Annotated in this window: 23 protein-coding genes and 1 tRNA gene; 8 read left to right on the top strand and 16 right to left on the bottom strand. The window is 65.4% G+C overall.

Annotated elements, in window-relative coordinates:
• The first annotated feature begins 22 nt into the window (after positions 1-22).
• A complete protein-coding gene (locus J3454_RS08880; RefSeq protein WP_349513410.1) occupies positions 23-838 on the top strand; it encodes a crotonase/enoyl-CoA hydratase family protein in 816 nt (271 codons plus the stop codon).
• On the opposite strand, the gene J3454_RS08885 is transcribed toward J3454_RS08880, so the two are convergent.
• The 5 genes from J3454_RS08885 to J3454_RS08905 form a co-directional block, all read right to left on the bottom strand.
• Positions 839-1516, bottom strand: coding sequence for an NnrU family protein (locus J3454_RS08885; RefSeq protein WP_349513411.1), 678 nt, complete (start codon positions 1514-1516; stop codon positions 839-841).
• A 28-nt stretch (positions 1517-1544) separates the two neighbouring features.
• Positions 1545-2057, bottom strand: coding sequence for an FKBP-type peptidyl-prolyl cis-trans isomerase (locus J3454_RS08890; RefSeq protein WP_349513412.1), 513 nt, complete (start codon positions 2055-2057; stop codon positions 1545-1547).
• Positions 2057-3367, bottom strand: coding sequence for an amidohydrolase family protein (locus J3454_RS08895; protein ID WP_349513413.1), 1311 nt, complete (start codon positions 3365-3367; stop codon positions 2057-2059). Before J3454_RS08895 ends, J3454_RS08890 begins: the two co-directional genes overlap by 1 nt.
• Positions 3364-4782, bottom strand: coding sequence for an amidohydrolase (locus J3454_RS08900; RefSeq protein ID WP_349513414.1), 1419 nt, complete (start codon positions 4780-4782; stop codon positions 3364-3366). The genes J3454_RS08895 and J3454_RS08900 overlap by 4 nt, the downstream gene beginning before the upstream one ends.
• Before the next feature lie 89 nt (positions 4783-4871).
• The gene (locus J3454_RS08905; RefSeq protein ID WP_349513415.1) at positions 4872-6536 is read right to left on the bottom strand and encodes a peptide MFS transporter; all 1665 of its coding nucleotides are present in this window, start codon (positions 6534-6536) and stop codon (positions 4872-4874) included.
• A 177-nt stretch (positions 6537-6713) separates the two neighbouring features.
• Between J3454_RS08905 and J3454_RS08910 the strand changes: the two genes are divergently transcribed.
• Positions 6714-7067 (top strand): GntR family transcriptional regulator, encoded by a 354-nt coding sequence (locus tag J3454_RS08910; RefSeq protein ID WP_349513416.1) that lies wholly within the window; start codon positions 6714-6716, stop codon positions 7065-7067.
• A gap of 209 nt (positions 7068-7276) precedes the next feature.
• Positions 7277-7558 carry an integration host factor subunit beta gene (locus J3454_RS08915; RefSeq protein WP_349513417.1) on the top strand — a complete coding sequence of 94 codons (282 nt, stop codon included), beginning with the start codon at positions 7277-7279 and terminating at the stop codon, positions 7556-7558.
• Between the two features lie 23 nt (positions 7559-7581).
• Here J3454_RS08915 and J3454_RS08920 read toward each other — a convergent pair whose 3' ends face one another.
• Positions 7582-9267: a cation:proton antiporter domain-containing protein gene (locus tag J3454_RS08920; RefSeq protein ID WP_349513418.1), complete on the bottom strand. Its 1686-nt coding sequence runs from the start codon at positions 9265-9267 to the stop codon at positions 7582-7584.
• Positions 9268-9384: 117 nt separating this feature from the next.
• Here J3454_RS08920 and J3454_RS08925 point away from each other — a divergent pair.
• Positions 9385-9469, top strand: a tRNA-Leu gene (locus tag J3454_RS08925).
• 51 nt (positions 9470-9520) lie between these two features.
• Here the strand turns inward: J3454_RS08925 and J3454_RS08930 are convergent.
• Positions 9521-10027 (bottom strand): DUF6702 family protein, encoded by a 507-nt coding sequence (locus tag J3454_RS08930; RefSeq protein WP_349513419.1) that lies wholly within the window; start codon positions 10025-10027, stop codon positions 9521-9523.
• Complete coding sequence (locus J3454_RS08935; RefSeq protein WP_349513420.1) at positions 10024-12468, bottom strand: M1 family metallopeptidase; 2445 nt, start codon at positions 12466-12468, stop codon at positions 10024-10026. The genes J3454_RS08930 and J3454_RS08935 overlap by 4 nt, the downstream gene beginning before the upstream one ends.
• A gap of 142 nt (positions 12469-12610) precedes the next feature.
• Between J3454_RS08935 and J3454_RS08940 the strand changes: the two genes are divergently transcribed.
• Together J3454_RS08940 and J3454_RS08945 are read left to right on the top strand one after the other, a co-directional pair.
• The gene (locus J3454_RS08940; RefSeq protein WP_349513421.1) at positions 12611-12796 is read left to right on the top strand and encodes a C1orf53 family protein; all 186 of its coding nucleotides are present in this window, start codon (positions 12611-12613) and stop codon (positions 12794-12796) included.
• Positions 12797-12851: 55 nt separating this feature from the next.
• A complete protein-coding gene (locus J3454_RS08945; protein WP_349513422.1) occupies positions 12852-13964 on the top strand; it encodes an S-(hydroxymethyl)glutathione dehydrogenase/class III alcohol dehydrogenase in 1113 nt (370 codons plus the stop codon).
• Positions 13965-13973: 9 nt separating this feature from the next.
• Here J3454_RS08945 and J3454_RS08950 read toward each other — a convergent pair whose 3' ends face one another.
• On the bottom strand, positions 13974-14477 hold the full coding sequence (locus J3454_RS08950) for a flavin reductase family protein (RefSeq protein ID WP_349513423.1): 504 nt from the start codon (positions 14475-14477) through the stop codon (positions 13974-13976).
• A gap of 315 nt (positions 14478-14792) precedes the next feature.
• On the opposite strand from J3454_RS08950, the gene J3454_RS08955 reads away from it, so the two are divergent.
• Complete coding sequence (locus tag J3454_RS08955; protein WP_349513424.1) at positions 14793-16289, top strand: lipopolysaccharide biosynthesis protein; 1497 nt, start codon at positions 14793-14795, stop codon at positions 16287-16289.
• Positions 16290-16306: 17 nt separating this feature from the next.
• A complete protein-coding gene (locus tag J3454_RS08960) occupies positions 16307-17251 on the top strand; it encodes an alpha/beta fold hydrolase (RefSeq protein ID WP_349513425.1) in 945 nt (314 codons plus the stop codon).
• A gap of 45 nt (positions 17252-17296) precedes the next feature.
• Here J3454_RS08960 and J3454_RS08965 read toward each other — a convergent pair whose 3' ends face one another.
• Genes J3454_RS08965 through J3454_RS08995 form a run of 7 tightly spaced genes read right to left on the bottom strand, consistent with a single transcriptional unit; the run spans position 17297 to position 22452 of the window.
• Positions 17297-17665 carry a hypothetical protein gene (locus J3454_RS08965; RefSeq protein ID WP_349513426.1) on the bottom strand — a complete coding sequence of 123 codons (369 nt, stop codon included), beginning with the start codon at positions 17663-17665 and terminating at the stop codon, positions 17297-17299.
• 12 nt (positions 17666-17677) lie between these two features.
• A complete protein-coding gene (gene fliD / locus J3454_RS08970) occupies positions 17678-19123 on the bottom strand; it encodes a flagellar filament capping protein FliD (RefSeq protein WP_349513427.1) in 1446 nt (481 codons plus the stop codon).
• A gap of 12 nt (positions 19124-19135) precedes the next feature.
• Positions 19136-20272, bottom strand: a complete 1137-nt coding sequence (locus J3454_RS08975; protein ID WP_349513428.1) for an EscU/YscU/HrcU family type III secretion system export apparatus switch protein — start codon at positions 20270-20272, stop codon at positions 19136-19138.
• A 15-nt stretch (positions 20273-20287) separates the two neighbouring features.
• Positions 20288-21079, bottom strand: coding sequence for a flagellar biosynthetic protein FliR (locus tag J3454_RS08980; protein WP_349513429.1), 792 nt, complete (start codon positions 21077-21079; stop codon positions 20288-20290).
• A gap of 4 nt (positions 21080-21083) precedes the next feature.
• Positions 21084-21356 (bottom strand): flagellar biosynthetic protein FliQ, encoded by a 273-nt coding sequence (locus J3454_RS08985; RefSeq protein ID WP_349513430.1) that lies wholly within the window; start codon positions 21354-21356, stop codon positions 21084-21086.
• Complete coding sequence (gene fliP, locus J3454_RS08990) at positions 21356-22165, bottom strand: flagellar type III secretion system pore protein FliP (protein WP_502878573.1); 810 nt, start codon at positions 22163-22165, stop codon at positions 21356-21358. Before fliP ends, J3454_RS08985 begins: the two co-directional genes overlap by 1 nt.
• Positions 22165-22452: a flagellar biosynthetic protein FliO gene (locus J3454_RS08995; protein ID WP_349513431.1), complete on the bottom strand. Its 288-nt coding sequence runs from the start codon at positions 22450-22452 to the stop codon at positions 22165-22167. Before J3454_RS08995 ends, fliP begins: the two co-directional genes overlap by 1 nt.
• Positions 22453-22462 lie beyond the last annotated feature (10 nt).

Below are 22462 nucleotides of genomic sequence, written 5' to 3' on the forward strand. Positions count from 1 at the left end.
ACTTTGTGCAAGGCCCCCTCCAATGCCCAGCAGCCCCCCTCAATCCCTGATCCGCATCGCCCGCGAAGGCGCCGTCACCATCCTCACGCTCGACCGGGGTGAGACAATGAACCCGCTCGGCGCACCGGGCGACGGAGATGCGTTTGTCGGCGTCGCCGATGCGATCAACCGTGACATGGAGTGCCGGGTGGTGATTTTGACCGGTGCGGGCCGGGCGTTCAGCGCGGGCGGCGATATCAAGGCGATGCAAGGCAAGACCGGCACCTTCGGCGGCACCGCGCCCGCCATTTCCGACGGGTACCGCGACAATATCCACCTGATGCTGCGTGCGCTTCACGGGTTGCGCGTACCGGTAATTGCGGCGGTCAACGGCCCTGCGATCGGATTGGGTTGCGATGTCGCCTGTCTCGCCGATATCCGCATCGCCAGCGAAGCGGCCAAATTCGGGGTCACGTTTCTCAAGCTCGGCATCATCCCCGGTGATGGTGGGACGTGGATACTGCCACGCGTGATCGGGATGAGCCGTGCGGCGGAATTGTTCTACACTGGCGACGTGATCGACGCTGCCACCGCGCATGAGTGGGGCCTTGTCAGCCGGGTGGTGCCTGCCGAGACACTGATGGACGAAGCCCGCGCGCTGGCCGCCAAGATCGCCGCGATGCCGCCGCACGCCCTCAGGCAGAGCAAGATGTTGCTGCGGCAGGGGCAGCAGGTAAGCTACGACAGCGCGCTCGAACTGGCGGCGAACACGCAGGCGATGATGCACACCACCGCCGATCATGCCGAAGGCGTGGCCGCCCTGATCGAGAAACGCGCTGCGGTGTTCAGAGGCGAGTAGTTACCCGATCCACCGGAACACCCCCGCCGGGATTCCCGCGCGCCACAGGTGCACCCAGCTTCCCGCCAGCCACAGCGCCGTGCCCGCCAACAGCGGCACCGCCCCGACGCTGGGGAACTGGCCAAGCCGCGGCCAGTAGCTGGTCTTGCTCTCCCATTGCGCCCAGGCATCGCCCATTAGCGCTTTCTTTTTGGCGTCCTGAAACTTCGCGCCGACCAGCGCAAGAATGCCCATCGCCAGCGCGGTGACCATCGTGCGGATGCTCCAGAACAGCACCATGTGCGAAAGCGCCCACAATCCGATCCCCCACATCATCGGGTGACGGGTGACACGGAACACGCCGCCGGGGTCGGCACGTGCCTGCGCCTCGGCCATGGGCGTGGGCAGCGCGGGGTTGCCGATGAACGATCCCGCCAGCAGGATCATGGCGGGGAGTGTGATGATGGTCGCGGCAATCCAGCCAACCTCACCCGAACCCGGCAAGTCGGCAGGCGGCGCGGCGACAAAGGCGAAATAGACCCATGCCAGTGTGACGAAGCTGACGACGATGTAAGCCGCCTGAAACCCGCCCGCGCCCAAGGCCTTGACCATCGGCGCACGCAAGGGATGCGACATCGCGAAATGCGTACCGACGAAGGCGATATTCGCCGCGACGAGAATCCACCAAACTTCGTTCATTACCCCACCCCCAAAGCAACGCCCGAACCTAGTCTTCGATTCCGATCAACTCCACCTTGAAAACCAGTGTCGCGTTGGCCGGGATCGGCCCCCGCCCAACAGGGCCGTAGGCGAGGTCTGCGGGGATCGCGATTTCGATGGTCTCACCCACCCCCATCTGAGGGATGGCGCGCTGCCAGCCTTCGACCAGCCGACCGAGCGGGAAGGTCGCGGGTTTGCCGCGCTGATACGAACTGTCGAACACCGTCCCGTCGAGCAAGCGCCCCTCGTAATGGACGGTGATCCGGTCGGCGACGGTCGGCTTGCGGTCCGATGCAAGATACGTGAGCCAGCGCCAGCGCACCCCGCCGTCTATCAAATGCCACCCGTCCTGCGCTGTCAGGCCGAGCAGATAGATCTGCTGCTGTGAATGCCAGACGGAATCTTGCGCCCTGGGATCGACTGCGGGGTCAACCGCCCGATCCTGCGCCAAGGCGGGCTGACCGGCGCACAGCAGCGCGCCAGCCAGTCCGGCAACCGCCAGCTTTGCAGGCATGCACATCACCAATCGTAAGCCTTGGGCAGTTCGCTTTCATCGAGGTCGCGGTAACGATCACGCAGGCGGCTCTGATGGCTTTCGAGGTTCTGCTCGACCCCGCCGATGAACACCCGTGTAGGTACCGATCCGACTTCGAGGGGATCGCCGTCCCACAGCACCACGTCGCCCAGCGCGCCCGCTTTCAACACGCCCGCCTTGCCGCCCATGCCGCTGATTTCGGCCGGGACGGAGCTGATCGCGGCGAACGCCTTGCCCCAGTCCATGCCGGTAGCGCCCGGCACACGGGTGAGCGCAACCAGATTGCCCGCTACCTGCTGCAAGCGGCGCGGATCCTGCATGGTTGCAGCATTCAGCGCGACCTTCACTCCGGCGCGGGCCAGACGCCCCGCATTGCTCTGGGTTGCGCCCAGTTGTTCGAAGGAGTCGGGCAGATCGAGCAATCCATTGGCGATTACCGGAACGCCGGCCGCGGCGATTTCATCCGCCACCAGCCAGCCTTCGGTCACGCCGACCAGCACCAGATCAAGCTTCGGAAAGTCATCCTTCAGCGCCAGCACGGCGCGGATATCCGCCGCCCGCTCGACCGCGACATAGAGTTTCTGCCGCCCCGTTACGACCGATACCAGCGCCTCGGCATCGAAGCGGCTGAGGAGCACTTCATCGTCCTTGGCGATTTCGGTGGTTTCGGGAATGCCGGCCTTGCCTTCGAGTGCCTGCGCCTCGCGCAGCGCTGCCTTGAGCAACGCGTGTGCCGCGACTCGGCTGCCACCTGCTAGCCGTGCGCCGCCTTCGCCCAGATTGATCATCTGGAACGCGCGGGCCTGCATCACAGGCCGGCTATCGCCGTCGAGATCAATGATCGCGCCTTGTCCGGCAAAGATCGATCCCGTCGGCAGCGTCGTGGTCGCCGCACGGGTAATGCCCGAGGCGCGGTGGACGAGGATGTGCTGCGACACCGGATTGATCGCAGTCGCCGCATCCAGCGCCGCGCTGAACGGTGTTCCGCCTGCCCGGATATCGTTCGAATCGCTGACCGCCGAAACATCCGAGAGGCCGAGCGAGGTTATGGTGGCGAAAATGCCAGGCGTGACCCATGCCCCGCCCGCATCGAGGCCCGCCCCGCCGGTCGGCGCACCGCTGGCAGGCCCGGCATAAACCACGGCTCCGTCGCGCACGACCACGGTACCGCCGTCGATCGGAGCGCCGCCATCGCCTAGCACCAGCCGGGCATTGGTGATGGTCACATCCTGCGCCAGCGCGGGGGCGGCCGAGAGCGCCAGTGCGCTTGCTGCAAGTTGAAGGAGCCGCTTCATTTCACATCTCCTTCACCGGGCTGACCGAGTTCGAAATCGCTCACCGGGCGGCGTTTGGGGTCAAGCGCGTCGTACATCAGAGCGCCATCGATCCAGACTTTCTCGGGCCGCGAATAGACGCTCAGCGGGTCGCCGTTCCACAGCACCACATCGGCCATCTTGCCGACCTCGAGACTGCCGGTCATGTCTTCGATCCCCATCGCCTTGGCCGCGTTGTAGGTGATCCACTGGATCGCGGTCGCATCGGAGATGTCGATCCCGAGCCGCAGCCCAGCCTTCTGCGCCTTGCGCGCTTCCTGATTGAGCCGCTGGATATCGTTCGAATCGTCCGAATGGATCACCACGCACGCGCCTTCGCGTTGCAGGAAGGCCGCGTTTTCGAGGATGCCGTCGTAGCTTTCCATCTTGAAGCCGTACCAATCGGCCCAGATCGCGCTGCACACATCGTTTTCGCGCAGCAGATCGCCGATCTTGTAGGCTTCAACCGCGTGGTGAAAGGCGGTGACCTTGTAGCCCATCTCCTTGGCCATATCCATCACCAGCGCCATTTCGTCGGCGCGGTAGCAGTGATTGTGGATGAGGATGTCGCCCTTCAGCACGCCGACCAGCGTTTCCTTGCCGAGATCACGCTTGGCCTTGTCGTCGTTGGCATAATCGATTGCGGAGAGCCAGGTGTCGCGGTTGACCGCGAGGTTGCCCATCCGGGTCGAAGGCATCCGGCCGCGGCTGCCGTAGACGCGCTTGGGGTTCTCGCCGCAGGCCATCTTCATGCCATAGGGCGCGCCGGGGAACTTCATCTGCTGGGTGGTGCGCCCCGGCACGTTCTTCAATGTGACCGAGCGTCCGCCCATCAGGTTGGCCGATCCGGGAAGGATTTGCAGTGCGGTGATCCCGCCATTGGCGAGCGCGCGGGCAAAGCCGGGATCCTGCGGCCAGACCGAATGTTCGGCCCAGACTTCGGGCGTGGTCGGGCTGGTCGCCTCGTTGCCGTCAGAATGCGCGTCGACACCGGGCGAGGGGTAATCGCCCAGGTGCGAGTGGATGTCGATGATGCCGGGGGTGACGAATTTCCCGGTGCCATCGAACACCGCAATGTCAGCGGGGATCGGGGTGTCAGGGCCGCCCACTGCGACGATCTTGCCGCCGGACATGAACACCACGCCGTTGTCGATTCTGCCGCCCTTACCGTCGAACACGGTCGCGCCCTTCAGCGCGGTGGCGGTGCCGGGATAGGCCTTGTAGGTCGAGGTAAACACGCCCTCGGCCTCGGTCCTCGCGGCAAATTCCTTCGCGTCGGATTTGGTGCTGGCGCTATCGCCTGCCGAGCCAGTGGTGGCGCAGGCACTCAGCGCAATCGCACTGACGAGCGTGACAAGTGCGCCGCTGCGCACCCGCAAATTCAATCGTTGTTTCATATGTAGACCTTCCCGTTTCCCCGGCGCGGAGTGTGGCGGGGAAACGGGGGTGTGTCTATGCGGTTGAACGAACCTGGTGTCGGGTTGGTCTATTCCGCCGGACGGGTGGAAGGATGGACACCGGCCTGCTGCGCTTCGAGACCGGCTTCGCTCTGGCCTTCCAGATCGTCACCGACATTGTCGTCGCGCAGCGTGTCGAGGTGCATCAGCTTCTTCACCAGCGGGCTGATCACCATCACGCCAACGCCGACCGCCACGGCAAACCAGCCCACGGTCGAATAGACGCCGAGCACTACGTCCCTGCCGGCTTCCTCGCCCACGCCCTCGCCCCCGGTCGCCGCAGCGATCAGTCCGGCGGCGAAATTGCCGGTGGCCGACGCGAAGAACCACGTGCCCATGATCAGCGATGCCATGTGCGCCGGTGCCAGCCGGTTCATGGCCGAAAGGCCCACGGGGCTGAGGCACAGCTCGCCCGTGGTGTGCAGCAGATAGATCAGGAAGATGAAGACCACCGGCACGGCAACATCGACCCCGACGCTGTTCGCGCCCCAGACCAGCGCGAGAAAGCCGAGCCCGACTTGCACGATGCCGAGCCCGAACTTGAGCGGGGTGGAAGGTTCCGCCCCGCGCTTGCCGAGCCCCTGCCACAACATTGCGAACAGCGGAGCCAGAAGCACGATGTAGATCGCGTTGATCGACTGGAACATCGAGGCGTTAACGCCCTGTGTGTCCACATGGCGGTCGGTGAAGAGGTTGAGCGAAGAGCCTGCCTGTTCGAACAATGCCCAGAACACGATCGAGGTCAGGATCAGGAACAGCGCGGCGAAGATGCGGTCACGCTCCTGCGACTGCAGCTTGGTGACAGCGGTGAACAGCACGTAAAGCACCAAGCCGCCGCCGAAAGCGCCGAGCACATAGCCTACCATTGCCTGATACTGGATTGCGAACCAGCACAGCGCCACCATGGCGAGCCCCGCGCCATAGATCGCCCATTCCTTGCCGCCGCGGATCTTGGCTGGGTCCTTCGGCTCGCCCTTGCCGAGCAGCAGCGGCTTGCCGAGCACGAAGAAGACGAGGCCGATGAGCATCCCGAACCCGGCAAGACCGAACCCATACTGCCAACCATAGGTCTGGCCGAGATAGCCGCAGATGATCGACGCGGTCGCGGCGCCCACGTTGATGCCCATGTAGAAGATTGTGTAGGCCGGGTCGCGGCGAACGTCGGTGCGGGTGTAGAGCTGCCCGACGATCACCGAGATGTTCGCCTTCAGAAAGCCCGAGCCGACAATGATGAGAGCAAGCGCCAGCCAGAACACGTTGATGATCGGGTCGTCCTGCCCGCCGCCGCCTTCGAAAGCCATGAAGAAGTGGCCGAAGGTGAGTAGCACGGCACCGAACAGCACCGCCTTGCGCTGACCGATATACTGGTCGGCGAGGTAACCGCCGACCACCGGCGTGATGTAGACCAGCGCAGTGTAGGCGCCGTAGACGATCGAGGCTTCGGCATCGGAAAACAGCCAGTGCTGCACGAGGTAGAAGATCAGCAGCGCGCGCATCCCGTAGTAGGAAAACCGCTCCCACATCTCTGCCATGAACAGCAGAAAAAGGCCTTTCGGGTGGCCGACGACCTCCGCCTGCGGACGGGTGATGAGGAAGGTGCCGCCCATAAGGAACGCGGCCAGCGCAAACGAAGCGAGGCGGAACGCCCACATCTCGAATTGCGAACCGAACGTGAAGAAGAGGCCTTCGACCATGTGCAAGATAGATCCCTAATGCGCGCCTCTCTCCGGCGCGGTCCCATGGCGCGGCAAACTAGCGCCTCAATCGCCCATGTGAAGCTTTTGTTTCGGATGTAACCGTTTCCCTGCGATCCTTGACGCGCATGGCTGTATTATGGCACTGATGCACCTCGCAAGGGACACTGCACCACGATGAACCCCAATCGCCCCCACTCCAACAGGCCCGTCTATCTCAAGCTGCGCGACCAGATCGCCGCCGCCATCATTGACGGCGCCTATCCCGAAGGCGCGATGCTGCCATCGGTGCGCGCGCTGGCGGCGGAGCAGGGTGCGAACCCGCTGACGGTGGCGAAAGCGTACCAGCAGTTCCAGAACGACGGCCTGGTCGAAGTGCAACGCGGGGTCGGTATGTATGTGGTGAAGGGCGCGGCGGAACGGTTGCGCGCCCGCGAGCGCGAAGCCTTCCTGCACGAGGAATGGCCCGAAATCCGCAGCCGGATGCGCCGCCTCGGCCTCGATCCTGCGGATCTTGCGCTCTCGTCCTGACGCAGGCGCGGCTATGTCGATGTGAACATTGCGCAACCTTTCGATTTGTGACACTTTATGCACCGCAGAACGCAATGGGATTGCATCGCGTTGCGTGCTGCGATTAAAGGGGCGCCTTTCGGGTCGGAGGCGAGTACATAAAACCGCGGGGCAAACCCGCTTACGGCGTTACATGGGACAGGTGAGCTTATGAACGCCGGGAGATCGCGATGATCAGATCCGAGTTGTTGCAGGAACTGCACAAGAGCAATCCCGAACTGCGTGCCGAGGAAATCGAGCAGGTGGTCGACATATTCTTCGACGAAATCGCCCAGCGGCTTGCCGAGGGCGGAAGGGTCGAACTGCGCGGTTTCGGCGCGTTTTCGACCCGCGAACGCGAAGCCCGCAGCGGGCGCAATCCGCGCACCGGCGAAACGGTGGACGTGCCCTCCAAGCGCGTGCCCTATTTCAAGGCCGGCAAGGAAATCCGTGAACGCCTGAACGAAGGCTAGACCGAAAAACGCGGGCGCCCTGCTCAGGCGGCGGCGCTGACGCGTTCTTCGTCTGCCCAGCCGAATGCCGCGTGCCGGCGTTCGCGGCCGACCGCGGCGAACACCGCATCGGCCAAGCGCTCGCTCCCGGTGTCGCGGCTGACGTCGACCGGCACCATGCCGAGCGCGCCGAACTCCTCCATTGCATCGGGGCCGGGCAGCGCGATGATCCGCGCAATGCCGGGCATGCGCTCCTGCACCAGCGGGGTCAGTTCGCGCGAGACCGCGAGGTTGCCGGTCGCCACCACCACCACATCGCGCCGTCCCATGCCGATCGCGTCCCAGCTGCGCGGATCGCCGGGATTGGCGCTGTGCACGTGATAACCGTCCGCCAACGCCAGCTGAAACCGGTCATGATCGGGCTCAATGGCGAGATAGCCGATGCCGTTATAGGCCAGCGCGTCGGCCACCGCCCGCCCGGCAGGCGTCAGGCCGATGATCACCACCGGCGCATCGTCGACCGCCAGCTTGGAATCGGGCGGACCGGAGCGCAGGCGGCCTGCCAGCTTGCGCCCGAGGTTGGAAACCGGCGGGGTGACGGCAAGGCTGATGGCAATGGCGGTGACGAGCATCGCCACCAGCCGCGGCTCCGCCAGCCCGGCGACGGCGGGCAGCGCCAGCAGCACCAGCGTGAACTCGCTCCCTTGCCCCAGCAGGAAGCCCAGCTGGATCGAACCCGGCACCGACCAGCGATTGACCAGCGCGGCGATCACGTTGAGCGCGCACTTGATCGCGATCAGGCCTGCTGCGGCGAGCAGCACCCAGTGCCAATCCTGCGCCAGCAGCGCCGGATCGATGCTCAGGCCGACCGAGATGAAGAAAAAGCTCAGGAACAGCCCGCGAAACGCGTCGATCTCGGTCTGCACCAGAATGCGGTAGCGCGAATCCGCCACCGCCATCCCGCCCAGAAACGCGCCCAAGGTCAGCGATAACCCGGCCATGCCGGTCGCCCACCCTGCCGCCAGCGCGATGAACAGCGCGGTCGCGGTGTAGACCTCGGTCGTCCCGGCGCTTGCGATCAGGCGGAACAATGGCTCGGTCAGATAGCGCGCGAACAGCACCGCGATGCCGAACGCGGCTAGCGCCTTGGCCCCGGCAAGGCCGAGCATGGGAGCCAGCGACCCGCCGCTTGCCAGCGCGCCCGCCGCTACCAGCAGCAGGATCGCGGCGATATCCTGAAAGATCAGGATCGCCTGCGCTGCGCGGCCCACCGGGCAATCATCCTGATCGCGCTCGCGGATCAGGCCGATGACCACTGCGGTGGATGACAGACCCATCGAAAACCCGGCAATGATGGCAAAGCCGGTCGGCAGACCCAGCGCGGCGAACAACGCCGCAAACGCGCCGCCCGCGATCACCATCTGCAAGGCGCCGAAGCCGAAGATATTGCCCGCCTCGGCCCGGATGCGTCCCAAGGAGAAATGCAGGCCGAGGTTGAACAGCAGGAACATCACCCCCGCTTCGGCCATCGCGGCGACCAGCGGCCCGCTGAAATCGGGCGCCATGCCGAGGCTCGCCAGCCCCAGTCCCAGCCCGATATAGCCGACGATCGGATTGAGCCGCAGCGCGCGGCTGGCCAGCGCCGCGCCGATGCCGAGGCCGAGCAGAGTGATTGCCGGCTGGATCGTGGCGACCACCGAATGCGCGTCGTGTACCGGATCGCCTGCCATGTCCGCCCCTGTTGCCGCTCATCTTGCAGCCAATGTTCAGACAAATGGGCGTTCGCGCAAACTCTGACAAGCTCTGGCGCTCAGCAGGCAAGTTGTGGCAAGGGCCATCGCGCTTTTGCGGGTGTGGCGGAATGGTAGACGCCGGGGACTTAAAATCCCCTGATCTTTGATCGTGCGGGTTCGAGTCCCGCCACCCGCACCAGCTATCCGGGACTCAAGCCCGTCCGGGGGACGGGCTTGGCCGAATTGCGCCTCAGAGCGTCAGCGGTGCTTCGCGCGGGCCGTCACCGGCGGTGAAGATGAAGGTCGTCACATTAGTGCCGCTACCGAGGTTGACGCGGTTTTCCTGCCGCGCCCAGACATCGGTCAGAATCTGCGAATTGACCCGCACCGTCGCATTGGCGGCCGGGGCAGGAGCTTCGAGATAGACCATCAGGCTGCCGCCGGTAATTTCGCTGCCGACATATTCCAGACCGACCGGCACGCCGTCCGCCTCCAGCAGAAACCGGCGCGCGACATAGCGTGCAAAGGCTTCGCGGCTGTCAGCGCTGCCGACGATGTCGGCCACCTTGACGCCCTGCGCCCTCAGCGCGTGTTCGGCATCGTGCACCGGCACCTGATGCACCACTTCGAGGCGGTCGGTGCGGGGGTTCGCCGACACGGTGCTGATCGCGATCTTCTGCTGGTGAGCGGCCACAGGCAGCGCCAGCGGGACCGCCAGCAGCAGCGCACACAGCAGGACGAGACGGCGCAACATCATTTGCGCCCGTCCGGCTCCGCGCCTGCCGCTTCGCCCATCAGATCGCGCCTGACCCGCGATTTGCTTGCCTCGTCCTTGAACGCCTCGATCCGGCTGGGAATGATCCGGCGCGGATAGTAATTGTTCTCGATATCGGCGTCGGCGGTTTCCCAGTCGGGATCGACCACCACCTGCACAAGCTCCTTGCCCTTGGGGAATACCAGCAGCTTGGCCACTTCACGCGCATTGCGGCGCCAGATTTCGGCCGGAATGTTCAGCTTCTGCGTGCTGCCGTCCTTGAAGGTGAGGCCGAGGATGATCGGCATCACCAGCCCGCCCTTGTTGGCAAAGTTGAGAACGTAATAGTTCGCGTCCTCCTTCACCGCGCGGTCGAACACGCGGCGCTCCCACGGGTCGAGGCCGTCGAGGAAACCGGTATATTTCTTGCGGTCCTTCGGCGTGACGGTGAATTCGTCATTGGCGTCGTAGAAATCGGTGACGCCGCGGTTTTCCAGCACCCAGATCGGCAGGCGCTGCTGGCGGTTGAGCGTGTTGCCGATCGCCTCCGGCTCCGCATCGCTTTCGGCACGGCGGCGGGGCAGGTCGATATCGGGATTAGCGGTGTCGATCTGCAGGCTATAGATCGAATCCAGTGCGATATCGACATGATCGGTGGTGTAGAACCAGCCGCGCCAGAACCAGTCGAGGTCGGTGCCCGAAGCCTCTTCGATGGTGCGGAAGAAGTCAGCCGGAGTAGGCCGCTTGAACTTCCAGCGGCGGGCATATTCCTTGAGCGCGAAATCGAACCGCTCGCGCCCGATCACCGTGTCGCGCAGGATGTGATAGGCGGCTGACGGCTTGCCATAGGCATTGGCGCCGAGATTGGTGACCGAATCCGATTGCGTCATGATCGGTTCCTGCTGGCTCGACACCATGTAGCTGACCAGATCGCGCGGCAGGCTGCGGGTCCACGGCATATCCGGGTCCCATTCGTAGCCCGCGACCGAATCAAGGAAGGAGTTCAGCCCTTCGTCCATCCACGTCCACTGGCGTTCGTCCGAATTGACCGTCATCGGGAAGTAGATGTGGCCGATTTCGTGGATCACCACACCGATCAGACCCACCTTCGTGGCCTGGGAATAGGTGCGGCTGCCATCCTTGTTCAGGATCGTACGCGGGCCGTTGAAGGTAATCATCGGATATTCCATCCCGCCGACCGGCCCGTTGACGGACTGCGCGGTCGGATAGGGATAATCGAAGCTGAAGCGCGAATAGACCTTCATGGTGTGCACCACGGCCGCGGTCGAATATTTGCGCCACAGATCGCCGCCTTCCTTGGGCCAGAAGCTCATGGCGAGCACGGTTTCGTGCTGCGCACCGGGCTGCTTGTGGCCCTGTGCGTCCCACATGAACTTGCGGCTGGATGCCCAGGCGAAATCGCGCACGTTGGTGGCCGAAAACTGCCACGTCTTGGTGCCGCGCGGGTTGCCGCGCTCTGCGGCGGCGGCTTCTTCCGGCGTCACGATGAACATCGGCGCATCAGCGTTCTTGGCTGCCTCGATCCGCTGGCGCTGGGTCGCGGTGAGCACCGCTTCCGGGTTCTGCAGCACGCCGGTGGAGGCGACGATGTGATCGTCAGGCACTGTCATCGCGACCTCGTAATCGCCGAATTCGAGCGTGAATTCGCCGCGACCGAGGAATTCCTTGTTGTGCCAGCCTTCGTAGTCCGAATAGGCAACCATGCGCGGGAACCACTGGGCCAGCAGGAAGATGTCATTGCCGCCCTTGCGCGGATCGTCGGGGAAATGTTCGTAGCCCGAACGCGCGCTGACCGCGTCTTCCTCGACAATGTTGAACGCCCATTCGATAGTGAATTCGGTGCTCTCGCCGGGCGCGAGCGGCGCGGGCAGGTCGATCCGCATCAGCGTGCCGACGATGGTGTGCGGCAGGTCAGCGCCCGCCATGTCGCGCACCGCGTCGATATCATAGCCATAGGTGTTGTCCGCCATCGCCTGCTGGCGGCGCAGTTCCTCCATCGACAGCTTGGTCGGCTCGGTCGCCGTGCCGAGGCTGACCTTCGGCCCGCGCCGTCCGGGGCCGCCGAAAGCATCGGTCAATTCCGCCATGGAATCGGTGCGGAAGATGTTCTGATCCAGCTGCATCCACAGCCACGGCAGGGCATCGGGCGAGTTGTTGGTGTAACGGATCGTCGCCCGTGCAGTCAGGCGGCGGCGAGATTCGTCCAGTTCCGCCGCGATGCTGTAATCGACCTGCTGCTGCCAGTATTCGTGTCCCGGCGCGCCGCTGGCGTTCCGGTAGACGTTGGGGGTGGGCAGCACTTCGTCGAGCTGACGGAACTTGTCCTCGAAATCCCCCTTGGTCTGTTCGATGCCTTGTGCATTCGCGGGTGCGAAGGCGGGGATGACAAACAGCAAAGCAGCGACAAACAGCGCGAAACGCAAGGGCGTTCTCCGGTTATGTGACAGACGGACGATGACACGAAAGAGCGCAAAAGGCTGAGGCACGCAAGCCGTTATCCTGCAAATCCCGGCAATTTTGTTTCGTGCATGGCAACAAGAACACTTTGGCCCTATCTCCCAAATCATGACCGAACCCGCCTGGCATTCCCTGCACGAAACCGCCTGCGCCCGCGGGGAGGCGACCTATCGCGATCCGGCCACCGGCTACATGGTGTTCACGCGGACGGCGCACCTGGCGCGCGGCAAGTGCTGCGGATCGGCGTGCCGCCACTGTCCCTACGATCACGAGGCGGTAAAGCGCCGCACGTGACGCTTGCCAAGCGGGGCTCGGCAGGAATAGGCGGCAGGGCAAGGAGAACCTGTGCATGAAAACCCGCGCCGCCGTCGCGTTTGCCGCCAAACAGCCGCTCGAAATCGTCGAGCTTGACCTCGAAGGTCCAAAAGCGGGCGAGGTGCTGGTCGAGATCATGGCGACCGGCATCTGCCACACCGACGCCTATACGTTGGACGGATTCGACAGCGAGGGCATCTTCCCCAGCGTTTTGGGTCATGAAGGCGCCGGTATCGTGCGCGAGGTGGGCGCGGGCGTGACCAGCGTGAAGCCCGGCGATCATGTGATTCCGCTCTACACGCCCGAATGTCGGCAGTGCAAAAGCTGTCTGTCCGGCAAAACCAACCTGTGCACCGCGATCCGCGCCACACAGGGCAAGGGGCTGATGCCCGATGGCACCACGCGCTTCAGCTACAAAGGCCAGCCGATCTATCACTACATGGGCTGCTCCACGTTCAGCAATTTCACCGTCCTCCCCGAAATCGCGGTCGCCAAAATTCGTGAGGACGCGCCGTTCCAGTCGGCCTGTTACATCGGCTGCGGGGTGACGACCGGCGTCGGCGCGGTGACCAACACCGCCAAGGTGCAGGTCGGCGACAACGTGGTGGTATTCGGCCTCGGCGGCATCGGTTTGAACGTCATTCAGGGCGCACGGTTGGCAGGCGCGAACCTCATCATCGGGGTCGATATCAACCCCGCGCGCGAAGAATGGGGCAAGCGGTTCGGCATGACCCACTTCCTCAATTCTTCAGGGTTGAGCCGCGAGGAGACCGTCGCCCGCATCGTCGAAATGACCGATGGCGGCGCGGACTACACCTTCGATGCGACCGGCAATACCGAAGTGATGCGCACCGCGCTGGAAGCCTGCCACCGCGGCTGGGGCACCAGCATCATCATCGGCGTGGCCGAAGCGGGCAAGGAAATCGCCACCCGCCCGTTTCAGCTGGTGACCGGGCGCAACTGGCGAGGCACGGCCTTCGGCGGGGCCAAGGGGCGAACCGACGTGCCCAAGATCGTCGACATGTACATGACCGGCAAGATCGAAATCGATCCGATGATCACCCACGTGATGGGGCTGGAGGAGATCAACACCGCCTTCGATCTGATGCACGAAGGCAAGTCGATCCGCAGCGTGGTGGTGTTCTAGGGCGTTGTTCTAAAGCGCGATTTCCTCGAACCGCCCGCCGAAGAACACCAGCGGGCGCAGCGGCGATGCGGCCTGCGCCATTCCTTCCACCTGCCCGAGGATCAGCGTGTGATCGCCCGCTTCGTGCGCGGCGAAGCGGCGGCAGGCGACATGGCCCAACGCGCCCGCGATCACCGGCAGGCCATCCGGCCCGGTCTGGAAATCCGCGGGGCTCAACGCGCTGCTGCCGCGCGCGGCATAGCGCCGCGCGAGCGACTGCTGCCCTTCGGCAAGGATGCTGATCGCGAACCGCTCCGCCCCGGCATAGAGCGCGAACTGGCTGGAGGAATTCTGCAGGTTCCAGCACACCAGCATCGGATCGAGCGAGACCGAAACCAGCGAGTTGATTGTCATCGCCGCCACGTCGCCGACCTCTGCGCCGTCCGCTTCCGTCAGCACCGACACCACCGCCACCCCCGTCGCGAACTGGCCCATCAGCTGGCGAAAGTCAGCCGGGTTAAGGGAATCGGGCAAGAGGCTCTCCGGACAAAGTGGCGGGACAGGCAGAAAACAGGCGCAAGCGCGGCGCGGGGGCTGCGTTGCCCCGCGCATCGGCAGCTTGTCAATCAATGCCGCCGCCACAGGTTCCGGCGCATTCCCACCGCAGCACAAAACACCTGCTTGGTTAACCGGGTGGTTACGCTGCGGCGCTAGGGGGAGAACGAAGCGCCAATTTCCCCGGACGGCGCAGCAGGTGATTGATGTTCGAACCGAAAATCGCAGCCGCCGCGTTCACGCTGGAAACCGGCGCCCGCTTTGCGCCCGCCAAGGCCGGGCCTGCAAGCCCCGATGGCTGAGGCCGATCCGCTTTCCGCCGGGCCCTCGCTCGCCGCGCAGGTGCGCACGGCGGTGATCTGGCGTTCGGGCAGCCAGGTGCTGACCCAGATCGTATCCTGGTGTTCCACCCTGATCGTCATCCGCCTGCTGGCGCCGGAAGATTACGGCCTGTTCGCGATGGCGCAGGTGATGCTGGTGCTGCTCTCCACCATGAACGGGTGGGGACTGGCGAGCGCGCTGATCCGCGAGAAGGACGTCACCGAACAACGCCTGCGGCAGACGCTGGGGATGCTGATCCTGCTCAATTTCGGGCTGGCCCTGATCCAGTTCCTCGCCGCGCCGCTGGTGGCGCTATGGTTCGAACAACCGATGGTGACGGACCTGCTGCGGGTGCAATCGCTGCTTTATCTGGCGGTGCCGTTCTGTGCGCTGCCGCACGCGATGTTGAGCCGCAAGATGGATTTCCGCCGCCCGGCGCAGGTGCGACTCGCCGCGGCGCTGACGGGGGCGGCAACTGCCCTGACCGGTTCGCTATCGGGCTGGGGCGTGTGGACGCTGGTGGCCGCGCCGCTGGCGATGATCGTCACCGAAGCGGTTGGCATGACCTGGGCCGCGCGCGCGCCGATCCGGCCCAGCTTCCGCTTTTCAGGCGCAGGCCATATCGCAGGCTTCGGCGGAGTGATGACCGCGACCCAGCTGTTCTGGTTCGTGCAGAGCCAGGCCGACGTGATGATCGCGGGCCGCGTGCTGGATACGCATACCTTGGGGGTCTACACCACCGGGCTGTTCCTCGCGCAGCTGCTAGCCGCCAAGTTCGTGCCGCCGATCAACGAAGTCGCCTATGCCGCCTATTCGCGTCAGGAAGGAACCGGTCAGCAGCAAATGGGGCCGGAGCCGCTGCTCGCCACCATCCGGCTGGTGATGATGGTGGCGCTGCCGGCCTATGCCGGCCTTGCCGTGGTCGCCCCGGTGCTGGTGCCGGTGCTGCTGGGCGAAAAGTGGATCGAGATCGTCCCGCTGCTGCCGATCCTCGCCGTAGCAATGGCGATGCTGACGCTGCAGATTCTGTTTTCGCCGGCCACCAATGCGCGGGGCTTCCCCGGTATCGCGCTCAGGGTGACGATGATCGGCAGCGTGGTGATGCCCTGCGCCTTCCTGATCGGATCGCGCTGGGGGGTGGCCGGTTTTGCGTGGGGCTGGGTCGGCGGGATGGCCGTGCTGACGGGGGCAACGATGCTGTTGTCACGGCCGGTGCTGGGGCTCAGGATTGGCGGCCTTGCCCGCGCAATCGGCCCCCCGCTGGCCGCTGCGCTGGCGATGGCGGCGGGCGTGGCGCTGGCGCTGCACCTGCTGCCGCCGGTGTTGCCGCTGGTGGCGCTGGTGCTGGCGGTGATGCTCGGGATCGGGCTTTACGGCGCCGCGCTGCACCTGATCGCGCCCGAACGGATCGCCGAAGCGCTGCGCTTCCTGCGCGAACGGGGTGAGGCCGAGCCTGCCACAGCCAGCTGAGCGCCCGGCGAAAGCGGGTGATTGACACTGTCGGCGCGATGCGGTTGTGCGGCGGCATGACTGCACCGCGCCCCGCACCGACCACCCGCACATACACCGTCAACGGCATCGATCTGGCTGTCCACGAATGGCAGGCAATCACAGGCAGTTCACCCCTCAGTCCGGCCCACAACCCGGATATGCCGCCGCTGGTCTTCGCCCATGCGACCGGGTTTCACGGCCGGGTGTTCGACGCCATCATCGAACAGTTCCCCGCCCATCCCGCCTACGCCATCGACCTGCGCGGACATGGGCAATCGGGCGGCGGGCCGATCAAGGATTGGCGGGTTGTCGCCAGCGATGTCGCCGAGTTCCTCGAACAGGCGCAGATTACCGGCGCCGTCGGCATCGGCCATTCGATGGGGGCGCACACGCTGTTGCAGGTGGCCGCCGATCACCCGCAGGCCTTAGGCCGCCTGGTGTTGTTCGATCCGGTGATCCTGCCGCCGGCTTATTACACGTCCTCGGAGGCCCTCTTCACAGCCGACAACCCGCACCCGGCGAGCCGCCGCAAGCGCGATTTCGCTTCGCCCGAGGCGATGATGGAACGGTTCCGCGCGCGCGATCCCTATCGCCTGTTCGCGGCCCGCGTATTCGAGGATTACTGCCGCCACGGACTGGTCCCCGCCGCATCGGGCGAGGGCTACGAACTGGCCTGCGCGCCCGAGGTCGAGGCCAGCGTCTATGCCTCAAGCCGCAGCAATGGCGCTATTCTGGAGGCGGCAAGAACCGTTGCGCTGCCCGTGCTGGTGGTGCGCGCCAAGGCGAGCAGCCTTACCGATTTCAAAAGCTCGCCGACCTGGCCGGAACTTGCCGCGATCCTGCCACAGGGCGAAGACCTGTACCGGCCCGACCGCACCCACTTCCACCCGTTCGAAGACCCGGAGGACGCCGCACGGATCATCGCCGGGATGATCGGCTGAGGGGCATTTCTCTCGCGATGTTTCACGTGAAACATTGCGAGATGCTCAGCCCGCCGCCGCCAGCAGATCGCGCAGATCGTCGCGCACCCGGGCGATTTCCTCTGACCGGGCGCGGGCGAAATTCGCCCCGATCTGGCGCGCCAATCCGCCGTAGAAGGTGACGAGACTGCCGTGCAGTGGGTGTTCGGGCGCGACCGAGCGGGCGAGCCACAAGGTGATCGTCTGCGCCCGTGCCAGCGCATCGCGCGGGACGGCGTCCGGCGCGCGCTCCAATGCCAGCAATGCCTGACCGAGTGCCGCGGTCGCTTCCTCCAGGCAGATGCGGGTGAGATCGGCAGCGCTCGATGCCTCGATCCGGGCGTCGAGTTCGACCCGGCGATAGGCTGCGGCGGGGTTGCGGGACAGCATCAGCATCGGTCCAATCCCCTATCTGTCCGCCGACCAGATATCGACCTGCTGGCGCAGGAAGCTCAACGTCGATTGCGAGGCCGCGACCCGGCGTTCGGACGCGGCCAGATCGCGGGTCAGGCGTTCGCGCAGGCTTTCCTGCTGCTCGGCAATGCGGGCCAGCCGATCGTCGCTGCGTTCCAGCTGTGTTTCGAACCGCCGCACGGACCCGCCGAGCGAGCCGGGGTCGGTGACGAGGCTGTTTTCGCGCGCGAACCGGTCAATGGTGGCAAACACGCCCGAAGGCCCGACGGTGAACATTGCGGTGACCCCATCCGGACTCGTTTCGAGCGCCTGGGTGAGCCGCGCCGTATCGAGCCGGAAGGTGCCATCGCGGTTCAGCGCCAGCCCGAGATCGCCGAGCGTGCGCGGCTCGCCTGCGCCCGCGCCCGGCATCACCACCTGCCCGGCCAGCGCCGCCAGATCGCGGCGCAATTCACGCGCGCCCGAATCATTGCCGAGCACGCCGCCGACCGGGGCGGCGAGTTCGCTCACCTGCGCGGAAATATCGTTCAGCGCGGCGATGAAATCTCCCATCACGCCTGAAATCGCGTCGATGTTGTTGGCGAAAGTCAGGCTGGTTGGCGCCCCGGTGTTGGTGCCGGTGAGGTTGAGGGTGAAACCGCCCGGCAGGCCGGTGACGCGGTTGGTGGGGCTGGTCATCGCCACGGTATCGAGCGCGAAGGCAGCATCGCTGGCCGCGGCGCGCAGTTCGCCCGCGTCGCTGGCCGGGTTCCAGCCGAGATAGCTGAGATCGCCCGGCACCGCGCCGCCACCCGCCCCCACAGGCTCGATCACGAAGCCGCTGGCCGCGCCCTCCGCACCCTTCAGCACCAGCTGCGCGCCGGCGGCGCCGGTGGCGACATAGGCGGTGACTGCGCCGCCGCTGGCCTGGTTGATCTTGCCCGCCAGCGTTGCGAGCGTATCGTCGGCAGTGACAGTGATTGCCAGCGGATCGCGCCCGGTATCGGCGGAAAAGCTGCCAGCGCCGACCGTGCCGAACCGGATGTTCAGCGTGCCTTCGCCGACCGGATCATTGCCGCTGGCAAAGGCATTGCCGACCAGCGTCTGCCCCTGCGCAAGGCTGGTGACTTCCAACGCAAACGAACCGCGCGGGCTCAATCCCACAGGCACGCTGACCTGCGCCACGCCGGCGTTGCCAAGCTGGCCGCGCGGGGCAAGATCGCCATTGCGGATCCGCTCACCCAATGCGCTGGCAAGGCTGGTGACAGCATTGCGCAATTGTCCGGCGGCGGAAATCTGCGCTTCGAGCGTTTCGCGCCGCGCCTCCACGGTATTGCGCTGAAAGGCGAAACTGGCCTCGGAGATATCGTTGGCCAGCCCGATGAAGTCGATGCCGCTGCCGGCGCCAAGGGCCGAGATGATCGAGGAGCCGGGATTTTCCATGTCCTGAATAACGGACATCGGCGATCGGGTTTAAGCCTGCGTCGGCAGCTTTCCATCCCCGTCGAAACACAGCTCCGGCGGAACGTCGATCATGGGGCGGCGCGGGTGCTGCCCGCGTTTCAGCGCCAGCACGAAGGCAACCAGTGCGGCAACTGCGACATACAATTCCTCGCGCACCATCTGGTTTGCCTGCGTGGTGAAATAGACCGCGCGGGCGAGCTGCGGATATTCGAGCACGGGCAATCCGTCCTCGCCTGCAATCTCGCGCATGGCGAGCGCGGTATCGCCGCGCCCCTTGGCCAGCACCACCGGGGCAGGGGCCAGCGCGGGATCATAAGTCAGCGCGACCGCGAAATGCAGCGGGTTCACGATCACGAACTGCGCGTTCTTCATCGCCTTGGCGACCCCGCCGCGCGCCAGATCGCGCTGACGCTGGCGGCGGGCGGATTTCATTTCGGGCGACCCTTCGGCCTGCTTGTGCTCGTCGCGCAGGTCCTGCAGGCTCATTTTCAATCGCTTGTCGCGCTGGAAGCGTTGCAGCGGATAATCGATCATCGCGATTCCCGCGAGCCCCGCCAGCAGCGCGCCGACCAGCCCGGTGATCGCATCGGTCGCAATCCCGATCTGCGCCTCCAGCGGGCTGCGGCCCAGCACCAGCAGCGCGGGTAGCTGCGCCGCCGCCCAGAACCACGCGATCCCGCCCAGCAGCGCCAATTTCAGCAAGCCCTTGCCGAGTTCGATCAAGCCCTGCCAGCCAAAGATCCGCTTGAGCCCGGAAAGCGGATTGATGCGCGAGCCCTTGAACGCCGTGTTGCCGGGCACGAAGCGCCCTTCGCCCAGCAGCAATTGCGAAACCACCGTCACCAGCGCCGCCACCAGCCCCAGCGCCATCACCGGCGGCAGGATTGCAGCGGCAGCGTTCGCCATTGCCGCGCCCGGCGCGAACCCATCGAGCGCGCCGCGGTCGAACAGGAAGCCCGCACGAGCGGTCGCCGCCACGCTGTCGGCCAGCCACGGCCCCAGCCCCAGCAGAGCCAGCGCGCCGGTGCCGGTCGCAGCCACGGTCGCCACTTCCTTCGACCGCAGAACGTCGCCCTTCTTGGCGGCATCGCTGCGACGCTTGGGGGTGGGATCGAAGGTCTTTTCGCCCGGAGTTTCTTCAGCCATGGCTCATCTGCTTGCTCATCCGGGCGCCTCGAGCACCAGGGCGCGCGACTGGTCGAGTCCGGCTTCGATCACGTCCGCGAACTGTTCCACCATCACCGGGACCGCGATGATCAGCGCAGCGATCCCCGCCAGCACGCCCGCAGGCAGGCCGAGCGCAAACAGGTTGAGCGCCGGGGCCGAGCGCGCGAGCATTCCGGTCACCACCTGCACCAACAGCAGCACCAGCACCACCGGCAGTGCGATGGCAGCTGCCGTAGCGAGGCCATAGCCCATGAACATCACCACGCCCTGCGCCCGCCAAGCACTGAAGGCGAACTCTCCGGCGGGCAGTAGGCGGTAGCTTTCGATAAGGAGTTCAAACCAGAGCAGATGCGCGCCGATTGCGTAGAACAGCAGGCTGAGCACAAGCCCGAAAAACGTGCCCAGCGCGCCCGATTGCGCGCCGCTGCTGGGATCGATCGAGGTGGCGATGGCAAGGCCCATGGTGCCCGAAATCTGCTCCGCCGCGACCAGCGGGATCGCAAAGGCGAGTTGCAGCACGAACCCCAGCGCGGCGCCCACCAGCACTTCCTGCAGCACCGCCAGCACAGCGGCGAAACTCAGCATCGCAGGCGCAGGCGCGAGCGGCACCCAGTTGGCCACGAAGAACCCCACTACGATGCTCAGCAGGATGCGTACCGGCGCGGGCACCGCCATGCCGCCCACCATCGGCGCGGCCATCAGCGCCGTCCCGCAACGGATCGACAGGAAAAATATCTGCCACAGCTGCCCTTCGAGACTGCCGAAGCCGAGATCGAGCACTTCCACGCGACTAGTCCGCGATCTGCGTGATCTGGGCCATGATCTCGCGCATGAAATCGGCCAGCAGGCCCATCATCGCCGCGCCCAGAACCACGAACACCAGCGCGGTGACGGCCAGTTTCGGGATGAAGCTGAGCGTCTGTTCGTTGACCGATGTCGCGGCCTGAATGATGCCGACGACAAGGCCCACCACCAGCGCCGCAATCAGCGCCGGCCCCGCGATCAGCGCGGTCACCCACAGGGTCTGGTCAGCCAGTGCAAGCAAGGCGGCATCTTCCTGCATCAGGCGAAACTCATCGCTAGGCTGCCCATCAAGAGCGCCCAGCCATCGACCAGCACGAACAGCAAAAGCTTGAACGGCAGGGATATAATCGTGGGGCTGAGCATCATCATGCCGAGGCTCATCAGCACGCTCGCCACCACCAGGTCGATCACCAGGAACGGCAGGAAGATCATGAAGCCGATCTGGAACGCGGTTTCCAATTCACTGGTCACAAAAGCGGGGAGCAGGATCGAGAACGGCACGTCCGCGCCGCTGGCAAACGTCCCTCCTCCGGCAATATCGGTGAACATCATCAGGTTCGCTTCACGCGTCTGGCGCAGCATGAAGGCGTGGAACGCCTCTCCGCCCTGCGCGATGGCCGCATCGGCGCCGATCGTCCCGGCAGCATAGGGCGCAATCGCCTGCGCGTTCACCAGTTCCAGCGTCGGCGCCATCACGAACAGCGAGAGGAACAGGGCGAGCCCCGCCAGCACCTGTCCCGGCGGCGAGCCTTGCAGGCCCAACGCCTGCCGCAATATTGCCAGCACCACCAGAATGCGCAGGAAGCTGGTCATCATCAGCACCAGCGCGGGCAGGATGGTGAGCAGGCTCATCACCACCAGCAATTGCAGCGACAGGCTCAGCGGGCTGTCCCCCCCTGCTTCGCCAGCGCCGTTCTCGCCGAGGGCGCGTTCGATCGCGGTGCCGACCCCGGCGGTGATCGGGTCAGGCGCGGGCGCGGCGGCGTGGGCCATGTCGGGCAGAGCCAGAAACATGGTTAACGCGGCAAGGCACGCCAAGGCTGCGCGGACAATCGACGCCGGGCGCATTACTCGCTCTCCGGCTTTTCGGCAGGGGCTTCAGCCAGCCGCACCATTCCGTGGCGCGACAGGCCGAGCAGGATCTCGCGCTCGCGGAACCGCACCACGGCCAGCTTCACGCCGGGGGCAATCAGGCTGGTTTCGATCAATTGCAGATGCCGCCCGCCCCCGCGCATCGCGCTACCCGGTTGCCCGGCAAGGCGGGTTTGCATGGTCCGGGTCAGCCACAGGCTTCCCCAGATCAGCCCCGCCAGCAGCGGCAGCAGCAGCGCAAGGCGCAGAAGATATTCGAGCATCGCCCCGCCC

The organism is Erythrobacter sp. NFXS35 (genome assembly GCF_040148725.1).
Lineage (GTDB): Bacteria > Pseudomonadota > Alphaproteobacteria > Sphingomonadales > Sphingomonadaceae > Erythrobacter.